The sequence below is a fragment of the Paraburkholderia sp. J63 genome (genome assembly GCF_905220245.1).
Taxonomy (GTDB): Bacteria; Pseudomonadota; Gammaproteobacteria; order Burkholderiales; family Burkholderiaceae; genus Paraburkholderia.
On sequence record NZ_CAJMZF010000023.1, the window covers coordinates 73,260 to 92,483 of the forward strand.

At 66.2% G+C, this 19,224-nt stretch carries 15 protein-coding genes and 1 pseudogene; 9 read left to right on the forward strand and 7 right to left on the reverse strand.

Annotated elements, in window-relative coordinates:
- Nucleotides 1-46: 46 nt before the first annotated feature.
- Nucleotides 47-1,843 (forward strand): hypothetical protein, encoded by a 1,797-nt coding sequence (locus tag U5775_RS23485; RefSeq protein WP_322060495.1) that lies wholly within the window; start codon nucleotides 47-49, stop codon nucleotides 1,841-1,843.
- A gap of 12 nt (nucleotides 1,844-1,855) precedes the next feature.
- Here U5775_RS23485 and U5775_RS23490 read toward each other — a convergent pair whose 3' ends face one another.
- From U5775_RS23490 to U5775_RS23505, 4 genes are all read right to left on the reverse strand, one after another.
- Nucleotides 1,856-2,572, reverse strand: a complete 717-nt coding sequence (locus U5775_RS23490) for an MIP/aquaporin family protein (RefSeq protein WP_322060496.1) — start codon at nucleotides 2,570-2,572, stop codon at nucleotides 1,856-1,858.
- Between the two features lie 136 nt (nucleotides 2,573-2,708).
- Entirely contained in the window at nucleotides 2,709-4,214 is a 1,506-nt protein-coding gene (glpK, locus tag U5775_RS23495; protein WP_322060497.1) for a glycerol kinase GlpK, read from the reverse strand.
- 78 nt (nucleotides 4,215-4,292) lie between these two features.
- Nucleotides 4,293-5,840, reverse strand: a complete 1,548-nt coding sequence (gene glpD, locus U5775_RS23500; protein ID WP_322060498.1) for a glycerol-3-phosphate dehydrogenase — start codon at nucleotides 5,838-5,840, stop codon at nucleotides 4,293-4,295.
- Between the two features lie 331 nt (nucleotides 5,841-6,171).
- On the reverse strand, nucleotides 6,172-6,951 hold the full coding sequence (locus U5775_RS23505; RefSeq protein WP_322060499.1) for a DeoR/GlpR family DNA-binding transcription regulator: 780 nt from the start codon (nucleotides 6,949-6,951) through the stop codon (nucleotides 6,172-6,174).
- Nucleotides 6,952-7,202: 251 nt separating this feature from the next.
- On the opposite strand from U5775_RS23505, the gene U5775_RS23510 reads away from it, so the two are divergent.
- From U5775_RS23510 to U5775_RS23525, 4 genes are all read left to right on the forward strand, one after another.
- Entirely contained in the window at nucleotides 7,203-8,249 is a 1,047-nt protein-coding gene (locus U5775_RS23510) for an ABC transporter substrate-binding protein (protein ID WP_322060500.1), read from the forward strand.
- 127 nt (nucleotides 8,250-8,376) lie between these two features.
- A complete protein-coding gene (locus tag U5775_RS23515; RefSeq protein ID WP_322060501.1) occupies nucleotides 8,377-9,681 on the forward strand; it encodes an MFS transporter in 1,305 nt (434 codons plus the stop codon).
- A gap of 54 nt (nucleotides 9,682-9,735) precedes the next feature.
- Nucleotides 9,736-10,413, forward strand: a complete 678-nt coding sequence (locus U5775_RS23520) for a response regulator transcription factor (protein ID WP_028220548.1) — start codon at nucleotides 9,736-9,738, stop codon at nucleotides 10,411-10,413.
- The gene (locus tag U5775_RS23525; RefSeq protein WP_322060502.1) at nucleotides 10,410-11,774 is read left to right on the forward strand and encodes a sensor histidine kinase; all 1,365 of its coding nucleotides are present in this window, start codon (nucleotides 10,410-10,412) and stop codon (nucleotides 11,772-11,774) included. The genes U5775_RS23520 and U5775_RS23525 overlap by 4 nt, the downstream gene beginning before the upstream one ends.
- Before the next feature lie 206 nt (nucleotides 11,775-11,980).
- On the opposite strand, the gene U5775_RS23530 is transcribed toward U5775_RS23525, so the two are convergent.
- Nucleotides 11,981-12,784, reverse strand: coding sequence for an MFS transporter (locus U5775_RS23530; protein WP_322060503.1), 804 nt, complete (start codon nucleotides 12,782-12,784; stop codon nucleotides 11,981-11,983).
- A gap of 154 nt (nucleotides 12,785-12,938) precedes the next feature.
- A complete protein-coding gene (locus U5775_RS23535; RefSeq protein WP_322060504.1) occupies nucleotides 12,939-13,871 on the reverse strand; it encodes a LysR substrate-binding domain-containing protein in 933 nt (310 codons plus the stop codon).
- 124 nt (nucleotides 13,872-13,995) lie between these two features.
- Here U5775_RS23535 and U5775_RS23540 point away from each other — a divergent pair.
- Both U5775_RS23540 and U5775_RS23545 read left to right on the forward strand, forming a co-directional pair.
- Nucleotides 13,996-14,994, forward strand: a pseudogene (locus U5775_RS23540) (alpha/beta fold hydrolase); the annotation flags it as partial.
- A gap of 81 nt (nucleotides 14,995-15,075) precedes the next feature.
- Nucleotides 15,076-16,023 carry an alpha/beta hydrolase gene (locus tag U5775_RS23545; protein ID WP_322060525.1) on the forward strand — a complete coding sequence of 316 codons (948 nt, stop codon included), beginning with the start codon at nucleotides 15,076-15,078 and terminating at the stop codon, nucleotides 16,021-16,023.
- A gap of 8 nt (nucleotides 16,024-16,031) precedes the next feature.
- Here the strand turns inward: U5775_RS23545 and U5775_RS23550 are convergent, their stop codons facing one another.
- Nucleotides 16,032-17,147, reverse strand: coding sequence for an HPP family protein (locus tag U5775_RS23550; protein ID WP_322060505.1), 1,116 nt, complete (start codon nucleotides 17,145-17,147; stop codon nucleotides 16,032-16,034).
- Nucleotides 17,148-17,664: 517 nt separating this feature from the next.
- On the opposite strand from U5775_RS23550, the gene U5775_RS23555 reads away from it, so the two are divergent.
- On the forward strand, nucleotides 17,665-18,057 hold the full coding sequence (locus U5775_RS23555; RefSeq protein ID WP_322060506.1) for a hypothetical protein: 393 nt from the start codon (nucleotides 17,665-17,667) through the stop codon (nucleotides 18,055-18,057).
- Between the two features lie 164 nt (nucleotides 18,058-18,221).
- The gene (locus U5775_RS23560; protein ID WP_322060507.1) at nucleotides 18,222-19,172 is read left to right on the forward strand and encodes a LysR family transcriptional regulator; all 951 of its coding nucleotides are present in this window, start codon (nucleotides 18,222-18,224) and stop codon (nucleotides 19,170-19,172) included.
- Nucleotides 19,173-19,224: the final 52 nt, after the last annotated feature.

A 19,224-nucleotide genomic window follows, 5' to 3' on the forward strand; every position in this document is an offset into this window, starting at 1 on the left:
GGAACCCCCATCCGTCGCTCATTGAATTCCTCGTGGAAATGCGTGAATGAATACATCAATCTCATCGGCGGGCGATACGTTTTTACCGGTCTTCAGGTCATTGCAATCCGATGGCTTCCATGCCGCGCAACAACTCGCCATGGCATTCGATCGCGCCGGCCAAAGCGTCCTGCTTGAGGCAGACCTGATAGCGGGCGTTGGCATGAACATCACGCCGGAGCAAACGGCTCAAGAAACTCCCTGTGTTCCGCCCCCCGGCATTCGACTCCTGCGATGGGCATTATTCGCAGGGGTATCGGGTCGCAAAAGCATCTCGTTGGAACTCCTGACGATTGCGTCCCAGACCCTCGATCCGGACGAGACCCTGCAATGGGCAACCTGGATAGAGGAAAAGATCGCTAGCCGCGCGACGGCGTTGCAACTCATGGCCGCGCTGGCGACCGCTTACGCGAACGATGCCCGCAGACAATGGCTGATCGCGTGCGCGGTATCCGGCCATACCGACGAAGCTTCACTGAGGTTGCGCCAGGCGACTTTGCTGCGCGCATGGCAGGTCAATCCGATGATTGATCCGGCATTGCCACTGCAACTGGCTTTGGAACGGCGCTTTGCGGGCGACTGGCAAGCGGTCGAGCCTATCTGCCGCGCGCAGCTCGCCCGCAGTCCCGGCGACCTCGAAATGTCGTGGCAACTGGCCTGTGCTCAGTGGCACCGCCATGACCCCGCTGCGGCCGAGGCAACCATGCGCGCCGCCGACGCCTTCCACCCGGGAAACAGCGACCTTATCGCTGCAGTGGCCCAGTTTGTTGCGGAGCAGGCGCGTTACGGCGCGGCACGGCAATTGTACGAACGTGCGCTCGAACTCCAACCGAACATGCCGACGCCATCGGTCGACCTCGCCGAACTCGAACTACGCGACGACGACTGGCCGCGCGGCTGGGCGCGATACGAAGCGCGCCTCACGCGAACGGACCGCGGTGCAAACAGCGTCGTGTCCATCATGGGGCGCCTGGCTCCGCACTGGACGGGCCAGTCGCTCGAAGGCCGCACGCTGCTGGTCTATAGCGAGCAGGGAAGCGGCGACGACATTCAGATGGTGCGCCTGGTCCCCGCGCTCGCGGCACGCGTGCAGGCGCAAGGCGGCCGTCTGGTGCTGGCCAGCAAGCGCATACTGCGCTCGCTCTTTTCGCGCTATTACGCGCCTTGCATCGAGATCGAAGCGAGAAACTACACGGAGCATGGGACTCCTGACTATTGCCTGCCCATGATGAGCGTGCCGTTCGCTCTGCGCCTGAAGCCGGAGCAGGTGCACGGCGCGCCCTATCTCATGCCGGACCCTGCGCGTGCCGCGCAATGGCGGTCTCGTGTCCGCGAGGCGACGCCGTTGCACGACGCGCTTCAGATCGGCCTCGTTTGGCGGGGCAACCCCAGCCACCGGCGTGACGCACAGCGTTCAATGGCGCTCGAAACGCTGGCGCCGCTCTTCGCGTTGAAGAATCGGGTTTTCCATCCGCTTACGCCGGGGCATACGAATCTGCCGGCGAACGTGCCCCACTGCGATTTGACGCCCTGGTACCGGGACGGCTTCGAAGATGTGGCCGCGCATGTCTGCGCGCTCGATGCGGTCGTGACGATCGACAGCGCGCCGCTGCATCTCGGTGGCGCGCTCGGCGTACCCGTGCTGGCGATGCTCGATTGCGTTTCGCAATGGGCCTGGGGAACCCAGGAAACACAGCGGTGGTACGACAGCGTGACCTTGTTCCGGCAGCCCAGGCCCGGCGATTGGCAGCCGGTGGTCGCGCGTGTCGCCGAGCGCCTGGCCGCCTTCAACGCCTCATCTTGAGGCACCTGGCACTCAATGCATCGCGTGCAAATACAGATACAGCGATGAAGCCGCCACGCCGCCCGCGAGCGGCCCGAGCACCGGAATCCACGCATAGCGCCAGTCGCTGTCACGCTTGCCCGGGATCGGCAGCAGCGCATGCATGATGCGCGGCGAGAGATCGCGCGCCGGGCTCATCGCGTAGCCCGTGGGACCGCCTAGCGAAATGCCGATGCCGAGCACGAGCAGGCCGACCGGCAGCGCATCGAGCGCGCCAAGCCCCACTTGCGGCGAGGCCAGATACAGCACGCCGAGAATCAGCACGAAGGTGCAGATGGCTTCGGTGATCACGTTGTGGCGCACGCTGCGGATCGCGGGCGCGGTGCAGAACACGGCGAGCTTAAGATCGGGGTCCGCTTCGTTCGCGAAGTGCTGACGATAGGCGAGCCACACGAGAAAGGCCCCCGCCATGCCGCCGAGCATCTGCGCGGCGATATAGCCGCCCACCTTCGACCACGCGAACTTGCCCGCGAGCGCGAGGCTGATCGTCACGATCGGGTTCAGATGCGCGCCGCTATACGAGGCGGTCACGTACACAGCCACGAACACGGCCATCGCCCAGCCCATCACGATGACGATGAGGTCGGCGCCGCGGCCTTTGGTCTTCGCGAGCAGCACGTTGGCGACCGCGCCGTTGCCGAGCAGCACGAGAATGGCCGTGCCGATGAATTCAGCAATATAGGGTGACATTTGAGTGTGTCTCTCTTTGATTGGCGAAGCGGGCGCGCGCAGCCGACGCAATGCGGCCGCGCGGCCCGCCCGCGGATTATTGTGTTTATGGGTCGAACGATTGAGCGAGATGCTTTTGCTGGATGCCGTGGCGGATTTACTGCGCGTCGTCGGCCCACGACTTGGCGGCGCGCACCGCGCGTTGCCAGCCCGCGCGGCAGGCGTCCACCTGCGAGGCCGGCATCGCCGGCGAGAAGCGCTTGTCTACGTGCCACTGGCTTCGCAGCTCGTTCACGCTCCCCCAGTAGCCGGTGGCGAGACCCGCGAGATAGGCGGCGCCCAGCGCCGTGGTTTCGGTGATCTGCGGACGCACCGCATCCACGCCGAGCAGGTCGGCCTGGAACTGCATGAGCAGGTTGTTTGCGCTCGCGCCGCCATCCACGCGCAGCTCGCCCACGCTGATGCCCGAATCGGCTTCCATGGCGGCGAGCACGTCGAGCGATTGATAGGCGATCGAATCGAGCGCCGCACGCGCGACGTGCGCCGAAGTCGTGCCGCGCGTCACGCCGAACAGCGAGCCGCGCGCATGCGCGTTCCAGTGCGGCGCGCCAAGGCCCGCGAACGCGGGCACGAGATAGACGCCATCGGTATGCGGCACGCTCGCGGCCAGCGCTTCGACTTCGGCGGCGCTCTTGATGATGCCCATGCCATCGCGCAGCCATTGCACCACAGCGCCCGCGATGAAGATGCTGCCTTCGAGCGCGTAATTGACCTCGTCGCCAATCTGCCAGGCGATGGTCGTCACGAGATTGTTCTTCGACTCGATGGGCTTCGTGCCCGTGTTCATCATCAGGAAGCAGCCCGTGCCGTAGGTGTTCTTCACCATGCCCGAGGCCGTGCACATCTGGCCGAACAGCGCCGCCTGCTGGTCGCCCGCGATACCGGCGAGCGGAATCTTCGACGCGAACACCGTGGTCTTCGTAGGACCATATATTTCGGATGACGAACGGACTTCGGGCAGCATGCTGCGCGGAATGTCGAGTGCTTCGAGCAGCTCGTCGTCCCATTTTCGGGTGTGGATGTTGAAGAGCATCGTGCGCGAGGCGTTCGTGACGTCGGTCACGTGCAGCTCGTGCTTCGTGAAGTTCCAGACGAGCCAGCTATCGACGGTGCCGAATGCAAGCAAGCCTCGCCGCGCCTTTTCGCGCGCGCCTTCCACGTTGTCGAGAATCCAGCGGATCTTGGTGGCCGAGAAGTACGAGTCGATCGGCAGACCGGTCTTCGCGCGCACCATGGCTTCGAGGCCCTGCGCCTTGAGCTCGTCGCAGAAGTCGGCCGTGCGGCGGTCCTGCCACACGATGGCGTTATAGATGGGATGACCGGTCTCGCGATCCCAGACGATGGTGGTCTCGCGCTGGTTCGTGATGCCGATGGCGGCGATGTTGGTGCCGTTCAGCCCCGCGCGCGTGACGGCTTCGGCGGCCACGCCTGCCTGCGTCGACCAGATTTCCTGCGGATCGTGCTCGACCCAGCCCGGCCGCGGATAAATCTGCTCGAACTCCTTCTGGGCAACCGACACAATCTGCCCCTGTCGGTCGAACAGCATCGCACGCGAACTCGTCGTGCCCTGGTCGAGCGCAAGAATGTACTGTTGGTCCTGCATGTCTCTCATCTCCATCCGTCGGTCATTGTGATTCGCGCCGCACGTCACGGCGCGTGGGGGTGGTGCTGCACACGGTCCTCAATTCGCCTGCGCCTGGTGCGGCGCTTCGGCCCGCGCGCGGCGCGCCGCAAACCACGCTTCGAGCGCGGCCGTGACCGCGTCCAGCGTGCCCGGCGCCACGTGCAGGCCGAGCTTCGAGCGGCGCCACAGCACGTCTTCGGCGCAGGTCGCCCATTCGGTCTCGCGCAGATAGCGCAGCTCCGCCTCGTAGATGCCGGGGGCAATTTGCGCACCCAGTTCTTCGAGCGATCTGGCCTCGCCGACGAGGCGTTCGGCACGCGTGCCGTAAGCGCGCGCGTAGCGCAGCGCGAGCGGCGCGGGCAGCCACGCGAAGCGCTTCGCGAAGTCTTCCGCGAAGGGCGCAAAACGTGCGTTCGCGATGTCGCCGCCCGGCAGCGCCTCGCCCGCGGTCCAGCCAGGCGCGCCGCTGCCCAGCGCGCGGCACAGTATGTCGCCGGCTTCTTCCGCGAGCTTGCGGAACGTGGTGATCTTGCCGCCGAACACGGAGAGCAGCGGCGCACCTTCGGCGTCGTCCATCTCCAGACGATAGTCGCGCGTGACCGCCGATGCGTTCTTCGCGCCCTCTTCCTCGAGCAGCGGCCGCACGCCCGAGTAGGTCCAGTGCACGTCGGCGGGCGAAATCTTGCGCTTGAAATAGCGGTTGATCGAGTCGCACAGATAGCGCGTCTCGTCGCCGTCGATCGACACCTTCGCGGGATCGTTGCGGTATTCCACGTCGGTCGTGCCGATCAGCGTGAAGTCGTGCTCGTAGGGAATCGCGAAAATGATGCGCTTGTCGGGGTTCTGGAAGATGTACGCGTGATCGTGCTCGAACAGCCGCTTCGTCACGATATGGCTGCCCTTCACGAGACGCACGCTATGCTGCGCGCCGCGCCCGAGCGCGCCGTGCAGCACCTCGCCCACCCACGGCCCCGCCGCGTTCGCGACCGCGCGGGCGCGCACGTCGAAGGTGCTGCCGTCGGGGCGGCGCAGGATGGCCAGCCACTCGCCGTTCTTGCGCTGCGCGCTCACGAGCTTCGTGCGCGTGAGAATCTGCGCGCCGCGCTCCTGCGCGTCGAGCGCGTTGAGCACGACGAGGCGCGCGTCGTCCACCCAGCCGTCCGAGTAGACGAAGCCGCGCCGGATGGTGTCGATGAGCGGCGCGCCGGCCGCGTGGCGGCGCATGTCGATGCCGCGCGAACCGGGCAGCAGCTCGCGCTTCGCGAGGTGATCGTAGAGAAAGAGCCCAATGCGGATCAGCCACGCGGGGCGCAGGTTGGGCATGTGCGGCATCACGAAGCGCAGCGGCCACATGATGTGCGGCGCCGAGCGCAGGAGCGTTTCGCGCTCCTGCAGCGCCTTGCGCACGAGGCCGAACTCGCGGTACTCGAGATAGCGCAACCCGCCGTGAATCAGCTTGGTGCTGGCCGACGAGGTATGCGAGGCGAGGTCGTCCTGCTCGCAAAGGAGCACGGAAAGCCCGCGCCCGGCGGCGTCGCGCGCGATGCCCGCGCCGTTGATCCCGCCGCCCACGACGAGCACATCGTAGCGATGCTGTTGAGTCACCTGCGTTTCCTGATAGTCCTGTAATGGCCCCGGATTGAGCCCGATGCGAGTCCAGAAGCGAACCCAAAATGTTCGAATACGAAATTTAACGAACAAAATCGAAAAAGTAAAGTTCGTTTCGATGGCGTGGGGGATGTGTCAGGGAAAAGCGGTGCTTCGGGCCGAAAGTACCCGATGTAAAGGGGGTTTTCCCTGAATTTAGAGCAGGAATTCGGCTTCGATGGGCGCCAGGCGGCTCATCCGCCAGGAACAGAAACAAGCGCGAAAATCTTCGAATGATGTTCGTATCGCTTTCGTTTTGGCGCGCGAACGCGCGCCGACTGAGTCGCGCCTAATCCGCGACGTACACGGCCGTCCCCGCCTGCGCCACTGTCTCGTTCATTTCGGCGGGCAGTGGCTTGTCGGTGAAGAGCGCGTCGATCTGGCTCAGATGCCCCTGGCGCACGAGCGCGGGCCGGCCGAATTTCGAATGATCCGTCACCAGATAAACGGTGCGCGCGTGCTGGATGATCGCTTCGGCCACGCGCACCTCGCGCGTATCGAAGTCGCGCAGCGTGCCGTCGATCTCGATCGCCGAGGTCCCGACGATCGCGTAATCCACCTTGAACTGGCGAATGAAGTCGATGGTGAGCTCGCCCACGATGCCCTTGTCCCAGGGCCGCACGATGCCGCCCGTAATGAGCACCTCGCATTCGGGGTAGCCGCTCATCATGCTCGCCACGTTCAGATTGTTCGTGATGACGCGCAGGCCGCGATGGTGGTTGAGCGCGCGCGCGACTTCCTCGGTCGTGGTGCCGAGGTTGATGAAGAGCGAGGCCTGGTCGGGAATGTGCGAGGCCGCGAGCGCCCCGATGCGCCGCTTCTCCTCGTGGAACATCTGCTGCCGCGCGCTATAGGAGACGTTTTCCGCGCTCGTGGGCAGGCTCGCGCCGCCGTGGTAGCGGCGCAGGAGGTTCATGTCGGCGAGCCAGTTGACGTCGCGGCGGATGGTCTGCGGCGTAACGCCGAAATGCGCGGCGAGATCGTCCACGGTCACGAAACCGTCGCGCTGCACCCATTCGAGCAATTCCTGCTGGCGCGCGTTGAGGGTGAGGCGGGGGTCTCGTGTCATGGTTTCGTGGTGGATGCGGATAGGGACCGGCACTATTGTAAGGGGAGTCGCGCCGGGCATCGCGGGGCCCAGCAGTCATCGCACGAGCCACCGTGCAGGGCCGCCGCGCCGGGTCTCCGGTGTCGACCGAACGGTCGTACGGGGGTAAATACCGAGAAAATCCCTTCCGGGCGGAAAGCAATCAGAAGGCCACGCTTTCTTATACTTCCACCCATTCCGGCACACCGCCCGTCACGAGGAGATCCGCAGACATGCTTTCCAGCGCCCAGCATTTCGGTCGCGCATTGCTCGTCTGCATCGCGCTTGGCGCCGCCCCGCTGGCGCGCGCCGAGCCTATCCGGCTGATGATGGGAGGCATGTCGAAGATCGTCTATCTGCCGGCCGTGCTCGCCGCACAACTGGGCTACTTCAAGGACGAAGGGCTCGACGTGCAGGTGGTCTCGGGGCCCGCGGGCATCGATACGTCGACGGAGCTGATCGCCGGCGCGATCGAAGGCGCGGTGGGCTTCTACGACCACACGCTCGACTTGCAGAGCCGCGGCCAGGACGTGCTCTCGGTCGTGGTGCTGCAACGCGCGGCGGGGCTCGCCGAGCTCGCCTCGACGCATTCGGACGGCGGCCGCGAGCTGGCCGGCGCGGTCGCGACGAACGCAGCGGCGAATGCCCCGGCGATGAAGGCGGCGCAAGGCAAGCGGCTCGGCATCACGGGATTTGGCGCCTCCACGTGGGTGCTCACGCGCTTTCTGCTCGCTCGCGCGGGCGTGGCGCCCGGCGACTACACGGTCGTGCCGCTCGCCTCCGACACGCGCTTCGTCGAGGCCTTCGAGCAAGGCAGCATCGACGCGGGCATGGTCGAGGAACCCACGGCCACGCGCCTCTTGACGAGCGGCGCCGCCAGGGTGGTCGCGGACATGCGCACGGTCGAGGACACGCAGCGCTGGCTCGGCGGCCCTTATGCGGGCGCCTGCCTCTATCTGCGCCGCAACTGGATGCTCGCGCACCGCCAGGAGAGCGCGCAGATGGTCCATGCGCTCGTGCGCGCGCTGCGCTTCATCGGCACGCATTCGGCGGAGCAGATCACCGCCGTGCTGCCGCCCGAGGTTATCGGCAACGATCGCGCGGGCTATGTGCGGGCGCTCGCCTCGGCGAGAGGCGCCTTCTCGCAGGACGGTCGGATGCCCGACGGCGCGCCGCAAACCGTGCTGAAGGTGCTGATGACGGCAGGTTCAGGATTGACGGCCCGGCATGTCGATCTTTCGAAGACCTACACAAATGAATTCGTGAAGGGCTCGCCGTAGTTCGACGGACCCTTGTCACTCACAGCCGCGTTATTTTCAACCGCGTTTTCAACATCGAATCAAGCCATACGGCGGGCAGCATGGCGGGCCACACGGCCGCCGGGATGCGCTCGTCCAACCTGCAAGGATGTCCAACATGACTTCAGCCATCAGCGCCGCGCCGGGAGAATCGAAAGCCCGCACCGTGTTTCGCGCGGTCAGCGGCAACTTTCTGGAAATGTACGACTTCATGGTGTACGGCTATTACGCCGCCGCCATCGCGAGCACGTTCTTTCCCGCCGGCAACGAATTCGCCTCGCTGATGCTCGCGCTCTCCGTGTTCGGCGCGGGCTTCCTGATGCGCCCGCTCGGCGCCATCGTGCTCGGCGCGTACATGGACCGCCATGGCCGCCGCAAGGGCCTGATTCTCTCGCTCTCGCTGATGGCGGTGGGCACGATGTGCGTGGCCTTCGTGCCCGGCTACGCCACCACTGGTCTCGCCGCGCCGGTCATCATCCTGGTCGGGCGTCTGCTGCAAGGCTTCTCGGCCGGCGCGGAGCTCGGCGGCGTCTCGGTCTATCTCGCGGAAATCGCCACCAAGGGCAACCGCGGCTTCTACTGCGCGTGGCAGTCGGGCAGCCAGCAGGTCGCCGTAGTGTTTGCCGCCGCGCTGGGCGTGGTGATGCACAGCCTCCTGCCCGCGCCCGAAATGAAGGACTGGGGCTGGCGCGTGCCGTTCGTGATCGGCTGCATGATCGTGCCCTTCCTGTTCTATATCCGCCGCACGCTGCGCGAAACCGATGAGTTCACGGCGCGCCGCCATCATCCGAGCCTCGGCGAAATCACGCGCGCCATCGCGAGCAACTACGGCATCGTGCTCGCGGGCATGGGCCTCGTGATCATGACGACGACGTCGTTCTATCTGATCACGGCCTATACGCCCACGTTCGGCAAGGTCGAGCTGCACCTCTCGTCGCTCGATGCGCTGCTCGTGACCGTCTGCGTAGGCGTCTCGAACTTCATCTGGCTGCCGATTGCCGGCGCCGTGTCGGACCGCCTCGGCCGTGCGCCGGTGCTGCTCGCCTGCACCGTGCTCGCCGTGGTGAGCGCCTATCCGGCCATGCGCTGGCTCGTGGGCGCGCCCTCGTTCGCGACGCTCCTGATCGTGGAGCTGTGGCTCTCGACGCTCTATGCGTGGTACAACGGTGCGATGGTCGTCGCGCTGACCGAGCTGATGCCAGTGCACGTGCGCACCACGGGCTTCTCGATGGCCTATAGCCTCGCGACGCTGGTGGGCGGCTTCACGCCGGCGATCTCCACGTGGCTCATTCACTTCACCGGCGACAAGGCCGCGCCGGGCGCATGGCTGAGCATCGCGGCCGCGTGCGGCCTCGTGGCGACCCTGTTCCTGTACCGCACGCGCATCGCACGCGAACAGTACAAGGCCGCCTGATGCCACCTGGTGCAAGGCCGGCTGACTGAACGGGAAAATGAACGGGAAAAGGGCATGAGACTGCTGCTCGTCGAAGACAACGAACAACTCGCGCATTGGCTCGTGCGCACCTTGACCGATGACGGCTTCATGCTCGACCACGTAGGCGACGGCGAGGCAGCCGAAGACGCGTTGCGCGCCTCGCCCTACGACGTCGTGCTGCTCGACCTCAATCTGCCGCGCATGTCGGGCAAGGCGCTCCTGCGCCGCATGCGCTCGCGCGGCGACGCCACGCCCGTGCTGATCCTCACGGCCACGGGCGCCATCGACGAAAAAGTCGTGTGCCTAGGCGCCGGCGCCGACGACTACATCGTCAAGCCCTTCGACGCGCGCGAGCTGGTGGCGCGCGTGAAAGTGCTCGCGCGCCGCCAGGCGCCCTCGCGCACGAACCGCGTGCGCTGCGGCAACCTGCTCTACGACATGGACACGCTGCGCTTCTACGTGGACGAGGAGCCGCTCACGCTCACGCCGCGCGAGCACACCGTGCTCGAAACGCTGATCCTGCGCGCGAAGAAGACCGTGTCCAAGGCGGCGCTCGCGGAATCGGTGAGCGATGCCGACGCGCCCACCAGCGAAGACGCCATCGAGATCTATGTCTCGCGGCTGCGCAAGAAACTCGAAAAGAGCACAGCGACCATCATCACGCTGCGAGGGCTGGGCTACCTGCTCGAAGATGCCGAAGCCGAGGAATGAAGCCCACCAATAGCCTGCGCGTCCGCCTCCTGCTCTGGCTCGTGCTGCCGATGACGGTGTTCATCGCGGCGGCCGGGCTGATCACGCGGGGCAACGCATGGCGCACGGCGAACCTGCTGCAGGACGATGCGCTGCTTTCGGCGGCGCGCGTGATGGCCGGCGACATCGGCTGGGAAGGCAACGACCTGAGCGCGGCGGTTTCGCCGAGCGCCATCGAAATCCTGCGCACACCGCACCGCGATCAGGTGTTCTTTCGCGTGCAGGAAATCGGCGGCCCCATCATCGCGGGCACCTCCGACTTTCCGCAGCACATTCCCGAGACCTCGCCCCAGTGGTACGACGCGCGCGTGAACGGCGCGCCCATCCGCGCGGTCTCGCTGATCCGCGAGATGTACGACGCGGGCGCGACGCGCCGCGTGATCGTCTCGGTCGGCCGCACGCTGAATGAACGCGACGCGATGGCCGCCGCGCTCTGGCGGCCGCAGATGTTCTATTTCGCGGCCATCGTCACGGTGGCCGTCGTGCTCGTGTGCGTCGCGCTCACGCTGGAGCTGCGTCCGCTCACGCGGCTCGCGCGCGGGCTGCCGCAACGGGTGCGCACGTCGTCGGTGCGCATCGACGTCGAGCCGCTGAGGAGCGAATTGCGCCCGATCGTGAGCGCGTTCAATGAATGCCTCGACATCATCGAGCGGCAGACCGCGATGCAGCGGCGCTTCGTGGCCGATGCAGCGCATCAGTTGCGCACGCCGCTCACGCTGCTCGGCACACAGCTCCAATATGCGCGCCGCCAGCAAGATCCCGCGCTGCTTCACGAGACGCTCAAGGCGATGCATCAGAGCAACCGCTCGCTCGTGGGGCTCACCAATCAGTTGCTCACGCTCGCGCAGGCCGAGGCCGCGGACTATACGCAATTCGAAGGCGTGAGCGTGGACATGCGCGCGGTCGCGACCGGCGTGATCGAGCAGTTGGCCCTGCTCGCGCAACGCCGGCGCGTGGAGATCGTGGCCACGCTCGCCGAGCACGCCGAGGTCATGGGCAACGAGCAGCTACTCTCGGTGCTGGTGTTCAATCTCGTCGATAACGCCATTCGCTATTCGCCCGAGGGCGGCGCGGTCATGGTGACGCTCGCCGTGGCGGCGGGGCTCGTCACCTTGAGCGTGGCCGATGAAGGCGCCGGTATCGCCGAGGAACTGCGCGACAAGGTTTTCGAGCCTTTTTTCCGGGCCTCGACGCAGCCCGGCAGCGGACTGGGGCTCGCGATCGTGCGCGAGATTGCGCGCGCGCATCGGGCGGAGATAAGACTCGAGAACGGTCCGGACGGGCGCGGGACGGTGGCGGTGGTGCAGTTTGTGACGGTGTGAGGCGATGCTTGTCCGCATGATGTCCGCCGCCATTCACCCGCAGAACGTCAGCCCGGAAAGCAAGGCCAGCAATGCGGAAGACGTGAGATACCCCGCGAATGCAAGCACCGCGAGCGCGACCAGGGCTGCGCATACCGCAATCGCGGCGACCTTGCGCGTCGCTTGCGTAAGCCTTGCGCCTGCGTGACTGCCCCGCCGGTTCGCATTCATGCGGCCCGCACGCCCTGCAAGGCCACGCGCGCAACGCGCCTGTCGTCGATCGGCAGATGCAGCAACCCCGAGATCAAGCCTAGCCAGATTGAACCTTGCCAGAGCATTGCATAGGAATGCGTAGCATCGAATACAACGCTGCCGAGCCATACCCCGAAAAAACTGCCGAGCTGATGACCGAAGAACACAAACCCGAATAGCGTCGCGATATAGCGCACGCCGAACACCTGCGAAACCAGCTCGGCGAGCGGCGCGATCGCGAGCATCACGGCGGCCAGCACGGCGATGGCTGCGGCCCAGCCGATCGAGCCGATCATGTCCTGCGCGAACGGCACCATGCAGAACTGCCCGAATCCGCCGATCATGCCCGCCATCCCCAGTGCCCAACTGCGCCGCTCGGCCGGAAACAGGCGCGAGAGCGCGCCGTACACGGTGCCGAACGCCGTGCCCGAAAGCGCAATGCCCACCAGCACGCCCACGCCGAACGTATAGACGCCAACCGTCGCCGCGTAGGCCATGATCGCAAGTCCGAGCGCATAGAGCACGATGCCCGCGAAGATCACGCGTGCAGAGCCATAACGGTCGGCAATCATGCCGGTGAGCGGCTGGGCGAAGCCCCATAGCAGGTTCTGCAACGCGAGCGCGAAGCCGAACGTTTCGCGCGACCAGCCCCGGTCGAGCGTCACCGGCAACAGGAACAGCCCCTGCACGTTGCGCACGCCCAGCGCGGCGCCCATCACGATGCCGCCCGCCACCACCAGCAGCCAGCGCCGCCGCCATGCCTCATCGGTCGATACCACCGCCGCTCTCCTTCGCGCGCGGCGCGTCCGGCGCGCTACGCACGCCTGGCAAACGCAGCCGCCATGAGCGCAGTAAAGCGCGAGCGCTCAGCAATGCTCAAGTGAGCTTTTTGCGGGCTTCGCATGCGCGCCACGCATGCGAGACCGATCAGGCTCAGGCCACGACAAACGACGCGGCGTCGGCAATGCCCGAGCGTGCTTCGTCCAGCATCCATTCGACGACCGCTGCCACGTCCGCGCGCGGCGCTTCATCGGCCTGATACAGCCAGTAGGCGTAGCCGGTCGGGCGCCGCGTGCCGGTCTCGCCCACCGCGACGAGCCGCCCGTCCGCGAGCATGGGCCCGACGAGCGCGAGGCGGCCGAGCGCAATGCCCCGGCCCGCGAGCGCGGCCTGGATCACCTGGTCGTAGTGGTTGAAGCGCAGGACGCCGCGCGCGTGCTGCTCGTCGAGGCCGAGCGCGTGGAGATGATCGGGCCAGCGCAGCATCGGGCGGCGCGGCCCTTCGAACTCGAGCAGCACGTGGCGCGCGAGCGTGTCGGCGTCGAGCTTCGCGACGCTCAGCGACGGATGCGCCACGGGCACGACGAATTCCTCGTAGAGCCGGTGGGCCATGGGCGGCGCGCCGCTCGCGCTCGCGTAGCGCAGCGCGAGATCGATGCCTTCGGCGCGCAGGTCGAGCACCTTGTCCGTCGCGGCCACGCGCAGGTCGATGTCAGGATGGCGCTGCTGCAGCGCGCCCAGACGTGGCAGCAGCCACAACCCCGCCACGCCGAGGCTCGCGGTAACGGTCACGGGCTGGCGCGCACGGGGCTGGATGAGCGCGTCCACCGCGTCCTGCAACTGCTGGACCGCGCCAGCGGCCGTGCGAAAGAGGCGCTCGCCTTCCGGTGTGAACGAGATCGAGCGATAGCCGCGATTGAGCAGACGTACCCCCAGCATCGTTTCGAGCGCGTTGATCTGGCGGCTGACCGCGGACTGCGTGAGGCACAGGTCATCGGCGGCGAGCGTGATGCTCATGCGGCGCCCGACCGCGACGAAGCCGCGGAGGAAATCGAGCGAGGGAAGTTTGGCGAGCGGGACTGGCATGCGTCCTCCTCATGCGAACGATGCGAGAAGATTGATTGAGCCCAACGCCGAGGTCAAGTGAAATGCTGTGATGGACACACGGCGCCTGCGCAGCGCGCCACACACATCCACACGCACGGCAGCCATGCATACGCACACCAAGGAAGCGCCCTCGACCGACGAGGACATCGGGGCATCGCAGCCTCTACCGGTCACGCTAACGGCCAGCGACGGCTATCGCCTCGGCGGCTTCGTCTGGCGCCATCGCGAGCCGCCCGCTCTGGGTGCCCCGCGCCCGGTCGTGATCGTCAACGCGGCGACCTCGGTGCGCTGCCGCTACTACTTCCACTTTGCCGCGTGGCTGCATCGTCACGGCTGCGACGTGATCGTCTACGACTATCGCGGCATCGGCGCATCGCGGCCCGCGAATCTCGCGGCACTCGACGCCAGTTGGCTCGATTGGGGCGAGCGCGATTTCGAGGCGGTGCTGCGCTACGCGCATGGCGCCTTCGCGGGCCAGCCGATCGACGTGGTGGCCCATAGCATCGGCGGCTTCGTGATCGGCCTCGCGCCGTCGAACGCCCTGATCCACCGGGTGCTCACGATGGGGGCGCAATATGCGCACTGGCGCGACTACGCATGGCGCAGCAAGCCGGCGATGCTATGGAAATGACATGTGGTCATGCCCTCGCTAACGAAGCTCTGCGGCTACTTCCCCGCCGCGCGGCTGGGCTGGATGGAAGACACGCCGCGCGGCGTCGCACTCGCGTGGAGCCGTAGCCATGCACGCTTCGAGGATACGTTCGAGCATGCGCCGATCGCGTGCAGCCCATCGCAACGGCAAGCGCTCGTGAGCCGCTTCGCGTCGCTGCGCGCACCGATACTTGCGGCAAGCGTGACCGACGATCCGTTCGGCACGGTCAGCGCCATCGAGCGGTTGCTGCGCTATTTCACATGCAGCGACTCCATCCATCTGCGGATTGCGCCCGCGGCGATCGGTGTCCGCAGCATCGGCCATTTCGCGTTTTTTCATAGCCGCTTCGAAACCCGCCTCTGGCCGATCGCGCTCGGCTGGCTACGCACGGGCCAACTCGCGGCGGCAACGCGGCCACGCACGACCGATCCGCCTATACTCGCTTCACCCACGCATGTCGATTCAGCGCCTCCCGAGGAGCCTATGAACGCACCGTTCGAACACCGCTACGCGTACACCAACGGCATTCGCATGCACTACGTCGAATATGGCGAAGGGCCGCTCGTGCTGCTCTGTCATGGCTGGCCGGAATCCTGGTATTCATGGCGCCATCAGATCGAAGCGCTCGCCGCCGCCGGCTACCGCGTGGTCGCGCCCGACCAGCGCGGCTATGCGGACACGGAAGCACCGCTCGAAACGGCGTCGTACGACATTGCCAACTTGACCGGCGATCTGGTTGAGCTCGTCAATGCGCTCGGCGAAACGCAGGCGATTCTTGTCGGGCACGACTGGGGCTCGGTCGTCGCGGCCACGGCGGCGTTGCTCCGGCCCGACCTGTTCCGCGCGCTCGCGCTGTTCAGCGTGCCTTACCTGCCGCGCGGGCGCATTCGCCCGGCGGTGCATCTGCAGACGAGCGCCACGGACAAGCATTTTTATCAGGAGTACTTCCAGCAACCGGGCCGCGTCGAGCGCGAGCTCGAAGAAGACATCCGCCGCTCGCTGCTCGGCATCTATTACACGGCGGCGGGAGAAAGCCGGCGCCATCCCGAGCATCGGCAGCGGGGCTTCATCGGCTTCGACAAGAATGCGCGCTTCGTCGACAGTCTCGCGTATCCCGACACGCTGCCGGACTGGCTCAGTGCAGACGACCTCGACGTCTTTGCCGCGCAGTTCGCGAAGAGCGGGTTTCGCGGCACGATCGACTGGTATCGCAATCTCGACCGCAACTGGGCGCTCACGCCGTTTCTGGACGGCGCGCGCATCCTCCAACCCACGCTGTTTATCGCGGGCGAAGCCGACGGCGTCATCCACATAATGGCGAAGGCCTACGAGCGCCTGGAGAGCAACGTGCCGCATCTCGCGAAGAAGGTGCTCATACCGGAGGCCGGGCACTGGATTCAGCAGGAGCGGCCAGCCGAAGTGAACGCGTTGCTGCTAGAGTTCCTCGCCGATCCGGCCGTGCAGCAGGCGATGGCTTGAGTTCGGGCTCAGCTCGCGTCGGCGAGCGGCCGGGCCGCATCCGCATAGGCGGCACCCGCGTGCTGATGAAGCCAGCGAATCATGTCCGAATGCTTCACCACGCCGATCAACCGCCGTGCGTCGTCGAGAACAGGTACTTCGTAGCACGAATGATCGGCGAAGATCGAAGCGAGGTGGGCGAGCGGCGTCGCGCGATGGACCGCCTGGACGCCCGATGCCATGACCGCTTCGACCGTCTCCTCCACTTGCACCGTCTTGCGCCACAGCGCGCGCCATAGCCTGCGCGCGAAGGCCATCGGCCGCCCGTTCGCCAGTTCGTGATGCGTGACCGTGCCCACGAGGCGATGCGCGCCATCCACCACCGGCAACGCGTGCACGCCGTGACGGCGCAGCGTCTCCCATGCCGCATGCAGGTCCATCGTTAGCGGCACGGCGTGATCCGCGCTCGACATGAATTCCTCGCATGTGAGCGCATCGAACGAGAGGCGCTGCGGGTCGGTCGCCGGTTCGCCCTGCTGTTGCGAAGGCTGCGTGGCACCGGGCGCGGTGGCCTTTGCGTTCGCGGGCGCCGCCGATCGCCAAACCGCGCGCGGATAACGGTGACCCGTGAGCGCATGAAAGACGAGCGCCGCGCTCAGCAATGCAAACGACTGGAACACGATGGGCACGGCCACGAAGCGAAAGCCCAGCGCATGCACCGCGGGGCCGCCGAGCACGGCGGTCAACGCAACGGCGCCCGAAGGCGGATGCACGCAGCGGCACAGGAACATCGCGCTGATGGCCAGCGCGACCGACACGGCGGCGGCGAGCACCGGCGTCGCGATCCACTGCGCGCAGGCCACGCCGACCAGCGCCGAAACGAGGTTGCCGCCCACGATCGACCAGGGCTGCGCGAGCGGGCTTTCGGACGCGCCGAACAACAGCACGGCCGAGGCGCCCATGGGCGCGACGAGCATCGGGATGTCGCCCGCGCTGCCGAACAGCAGATGCGTGGCGATGCCCGTGAACGCGATGCCGAACAACGCGCCCCCGGCGCGACGCACACGCTCGCGCCACGCGGGCGCGCCGGGATGCGGGATGAAATTCATCAGCCAGTCGTGGAGTGCGAGGCGGAAACGGGACATGGGCGTCGGCGCGTCGGGGGTGGGCTCTACGCCGCGCGAGTCCTTTGCAGGGTTCACGCGGCGCCTCAGGCGATTTGCGTCCGTTGAGGTTACCCAGGCGCTTCCAACATGAACAATTGCGAATTCTTCGCTTATATATAATTCATTATGTATGCATCTTTACCGGCGCCCTCGCGGGGAGAAAGGCATGCCCCGGTCCCCGTACTTTTATTCGCATTCCTGATTGACAGGCATCGTCAAGCCTGTGAAAGGCGATTGATCGATCAACCATGCATCCATTTGTCGGCCACGAATGACTATGGCGCTCCGCTGGAACGGCACATGACATCGCTGTCATGAAACGACGTCGCTGCCCGCCTCGTTACAGAAGCCTTTCCTCACCGCTTGTCATGTAAATGCCCATACGCCTCGCGCGTTTCTAAATTAGTTTTCATGTTGAGTGAGCGCCAACTTAAACCACCCGTGCTATTCCGGAACCGATAATTCCCTCCAGTTTCAGTACTGCGAGGAACGTAACATGCACAAGCCGATGTCGATCGAACTCATCAACGAATACGGCGAGCACGCTGTCCGCGTGAGCGTCGAAGGGCACGCCGCGCTGCTCGACGCGGCCGAGGTGGACGGGCTCATCGAGGAACTCGGCAAGCTGCGCGCGACCATGCGCCCCGCCGTGCCCGAGCAACCCCTGCGCACGCATCAATATGTGCTCGAAATCGATCCCTGCTGGTACACCGAGCGCAATCCACTGTTCGATGGCGCGGTCGTGTTCCTGCGCCATACCGGCCTCGGCTGGGCCGGCTTCGCCATTCCCACCGAAAGCCTCCATCGCCTCAAAGATGCGCTGAGCGCGCACGAAGCGGCCGCGAAGCGTGAGGCGCATAACCGGCCTGTGCACGCGTTGCCGAACTAGGCCCGCGCACCCGAGCGCAAACAGCGCCGGGCACACGCCCCGCGCGCCCAACTCGTGAAATCAGGCTCGCGCGAAAGCGTGCGCCGCGCCCGCTCGCCCCTACCATTCAGGGCAGCTTTCGCGCGGCCTTGAGCTTTTCGCCTTCACCGGCACGGACTCGTCACATGAACCAGCTACAAGCCATGCGTGTCTTCACGCGCGTTGTCGACCTGAGCAGCTTCAGCCTCGCGGGCAAGCAGCTCGGCATGTCCGCCGCGGCCGTCACGCGCAGCGTCGGCATGCTGGAAGCGCATCTGAACATGCGCCTCCTGAACCGCTCCACGCGCAGCCTCTCGCTGACCGAGGCGGGCCGTCTCTATCTGGATGGCTGCCGCGCCGTGATCGAGAAGCTCGACGAAGTGGAGTCCGAGCTCGTGCGCGCCACGCGCGACCCGAGCGGCGTGCTGCGCATCGCCGCGCCCTCGGTGTTCGCGAGCGGCGCACTCACCGCGCTGCTCGGCGCGTATCGCGACGTGAACCCGCGCGTGGATTTCGACGTCACCGCGTACGACAGCCATATCGACATGATCGAAGGCGGCTTCGACGTTTGCTTCGCCACCGACCGGCAGCAGGTGAACGCTTCGCTCGTGAGCCGCAAGCTCACTTCGGTAAAGGAGATCGTCGTGGCCGCGCCCGGCTATCTCGCGCGTAAAAGCGTGCCGCGCACGCCCGCCGATCTCGCACAGCACGATCTGCTGGCCGTCTCCGACTCGCCGCGCAGCTGGGAATTCGCCAATGCGGAAGGCTTGCAGCGCGTGAGCGTGAATGGCCCGCTCACCGCGAGCGGCTACGCGACCGTGCGCGCCGCGGCGCTCGCCGACATGGGCGTCGCGCTCCTGCCGCTGCCGCTCGTGGCCGACGACATCGCGCGCGGCACATTGCTGCCCGTGCTCAACACGTTCGACGTGAACGGCGGCATGCAGCACGTCTCGATCGTGTACTCCGGGCGCAACTACCTCACGATGAAAGTGCGCAGCTTCATCGACTTCGCGGTCGAGCAGTTCCGCACGCACTCCGCGCATGCAGTCAACGGCGTCGCGCCGGTCGCGCTGCGCGCCGTCGCGCATGCCGCTTGATGAGCATGCCGCACGGGCGTGACACGCACCACCTCTGATTCACCGTCAAGAC

Coding starts and splice junctions, on each gene's coding strand:
- U5775_RS23485 (WP_322060495.1), top strand. CDS start 47: ATGAATACATCAATCTCATCGGCGGGCGATACGTTTTTACCGGTCTTC.
- U5775_RS23490 (WP_322060496.1), bottom strand. CDS start 2,572: ATGTCACCCTATATTGCTGAATTCATCGGCACGGCCATTCTCGTGCTG.
- glpK (WP_322060497.1), bottom strand. CDS start 4,214: ATGCAGGACCAACAGTACATTCTTGCGCTCGACCAGGGCACGACGAGT.
- U5775_RS23505 (WP_322060499.1), bottom strand. CDS start 6,951: ATGACACGAGACCCCCGCCTCACCCTCAACGCGCGCCAGCAGGAATTG.
- U5775_RS23510 (WP_322060500.1), top strand. CDS start 7,203: ATGCTTTCCAGCGCCCAGCATTTCGGTCGCGCATTGCTCGTCTGCATC.
- U5775_RS23515 (WP_322060501.1), top strand. CDS start 8,377: ATGTCCAACATGACTTCAGCCATCAGCGCCGCGCCGGGAGAATCGAAA.
- U5775_RS23520 (WP_028220548.1), top strand. CDS start 9,736: ATGAGACTGCTGCTCGTCGAAGACAACGAACAACTCGCGCATTGGCTC.
- U5775_RS23525 (WP_322060502.1), top strand. CDS start 10,410: ATGAAGCCCACCAATAGCCTGCGCGTCCGCCTCCTGCTCTGGCTCGTG.
- U5775_RS23535 (WP_322060504.1), bottom strand. CDS start 13,871: ATGCCAGTCCCGCTCGCCAAACTTCCCTCGCTCGATTTCCTCCGCGGC.
- U5775_RS23545 (WP_322060525.1), top strand. CDS start 15,076: ATGCACTACGTCGAATATGGCGAAGGGCCGCTCGTGCTGCTCTGTCAT.
- U5775_RS23550 (WP_322060505.1), bottom strand. CDS start 17,147: ATGTCCCGTTTCCGCCTCGCACTCCACGACTGGCTGATGAATTTCATC.
- U5775_RS23555 (WP_322060506.1), top strand. CDS start 17,665: ATGCACAAGCCGATGTCGATCGAACTCATCAACGAATACGGCGAGCAC.
- U5775_RS23560 (WP_322060507.1), top strand. CDS start 18,222: ATGAACCAGCTACAAGCCATGCGTGTCTTCACGCGCGTTGTCGACCTG.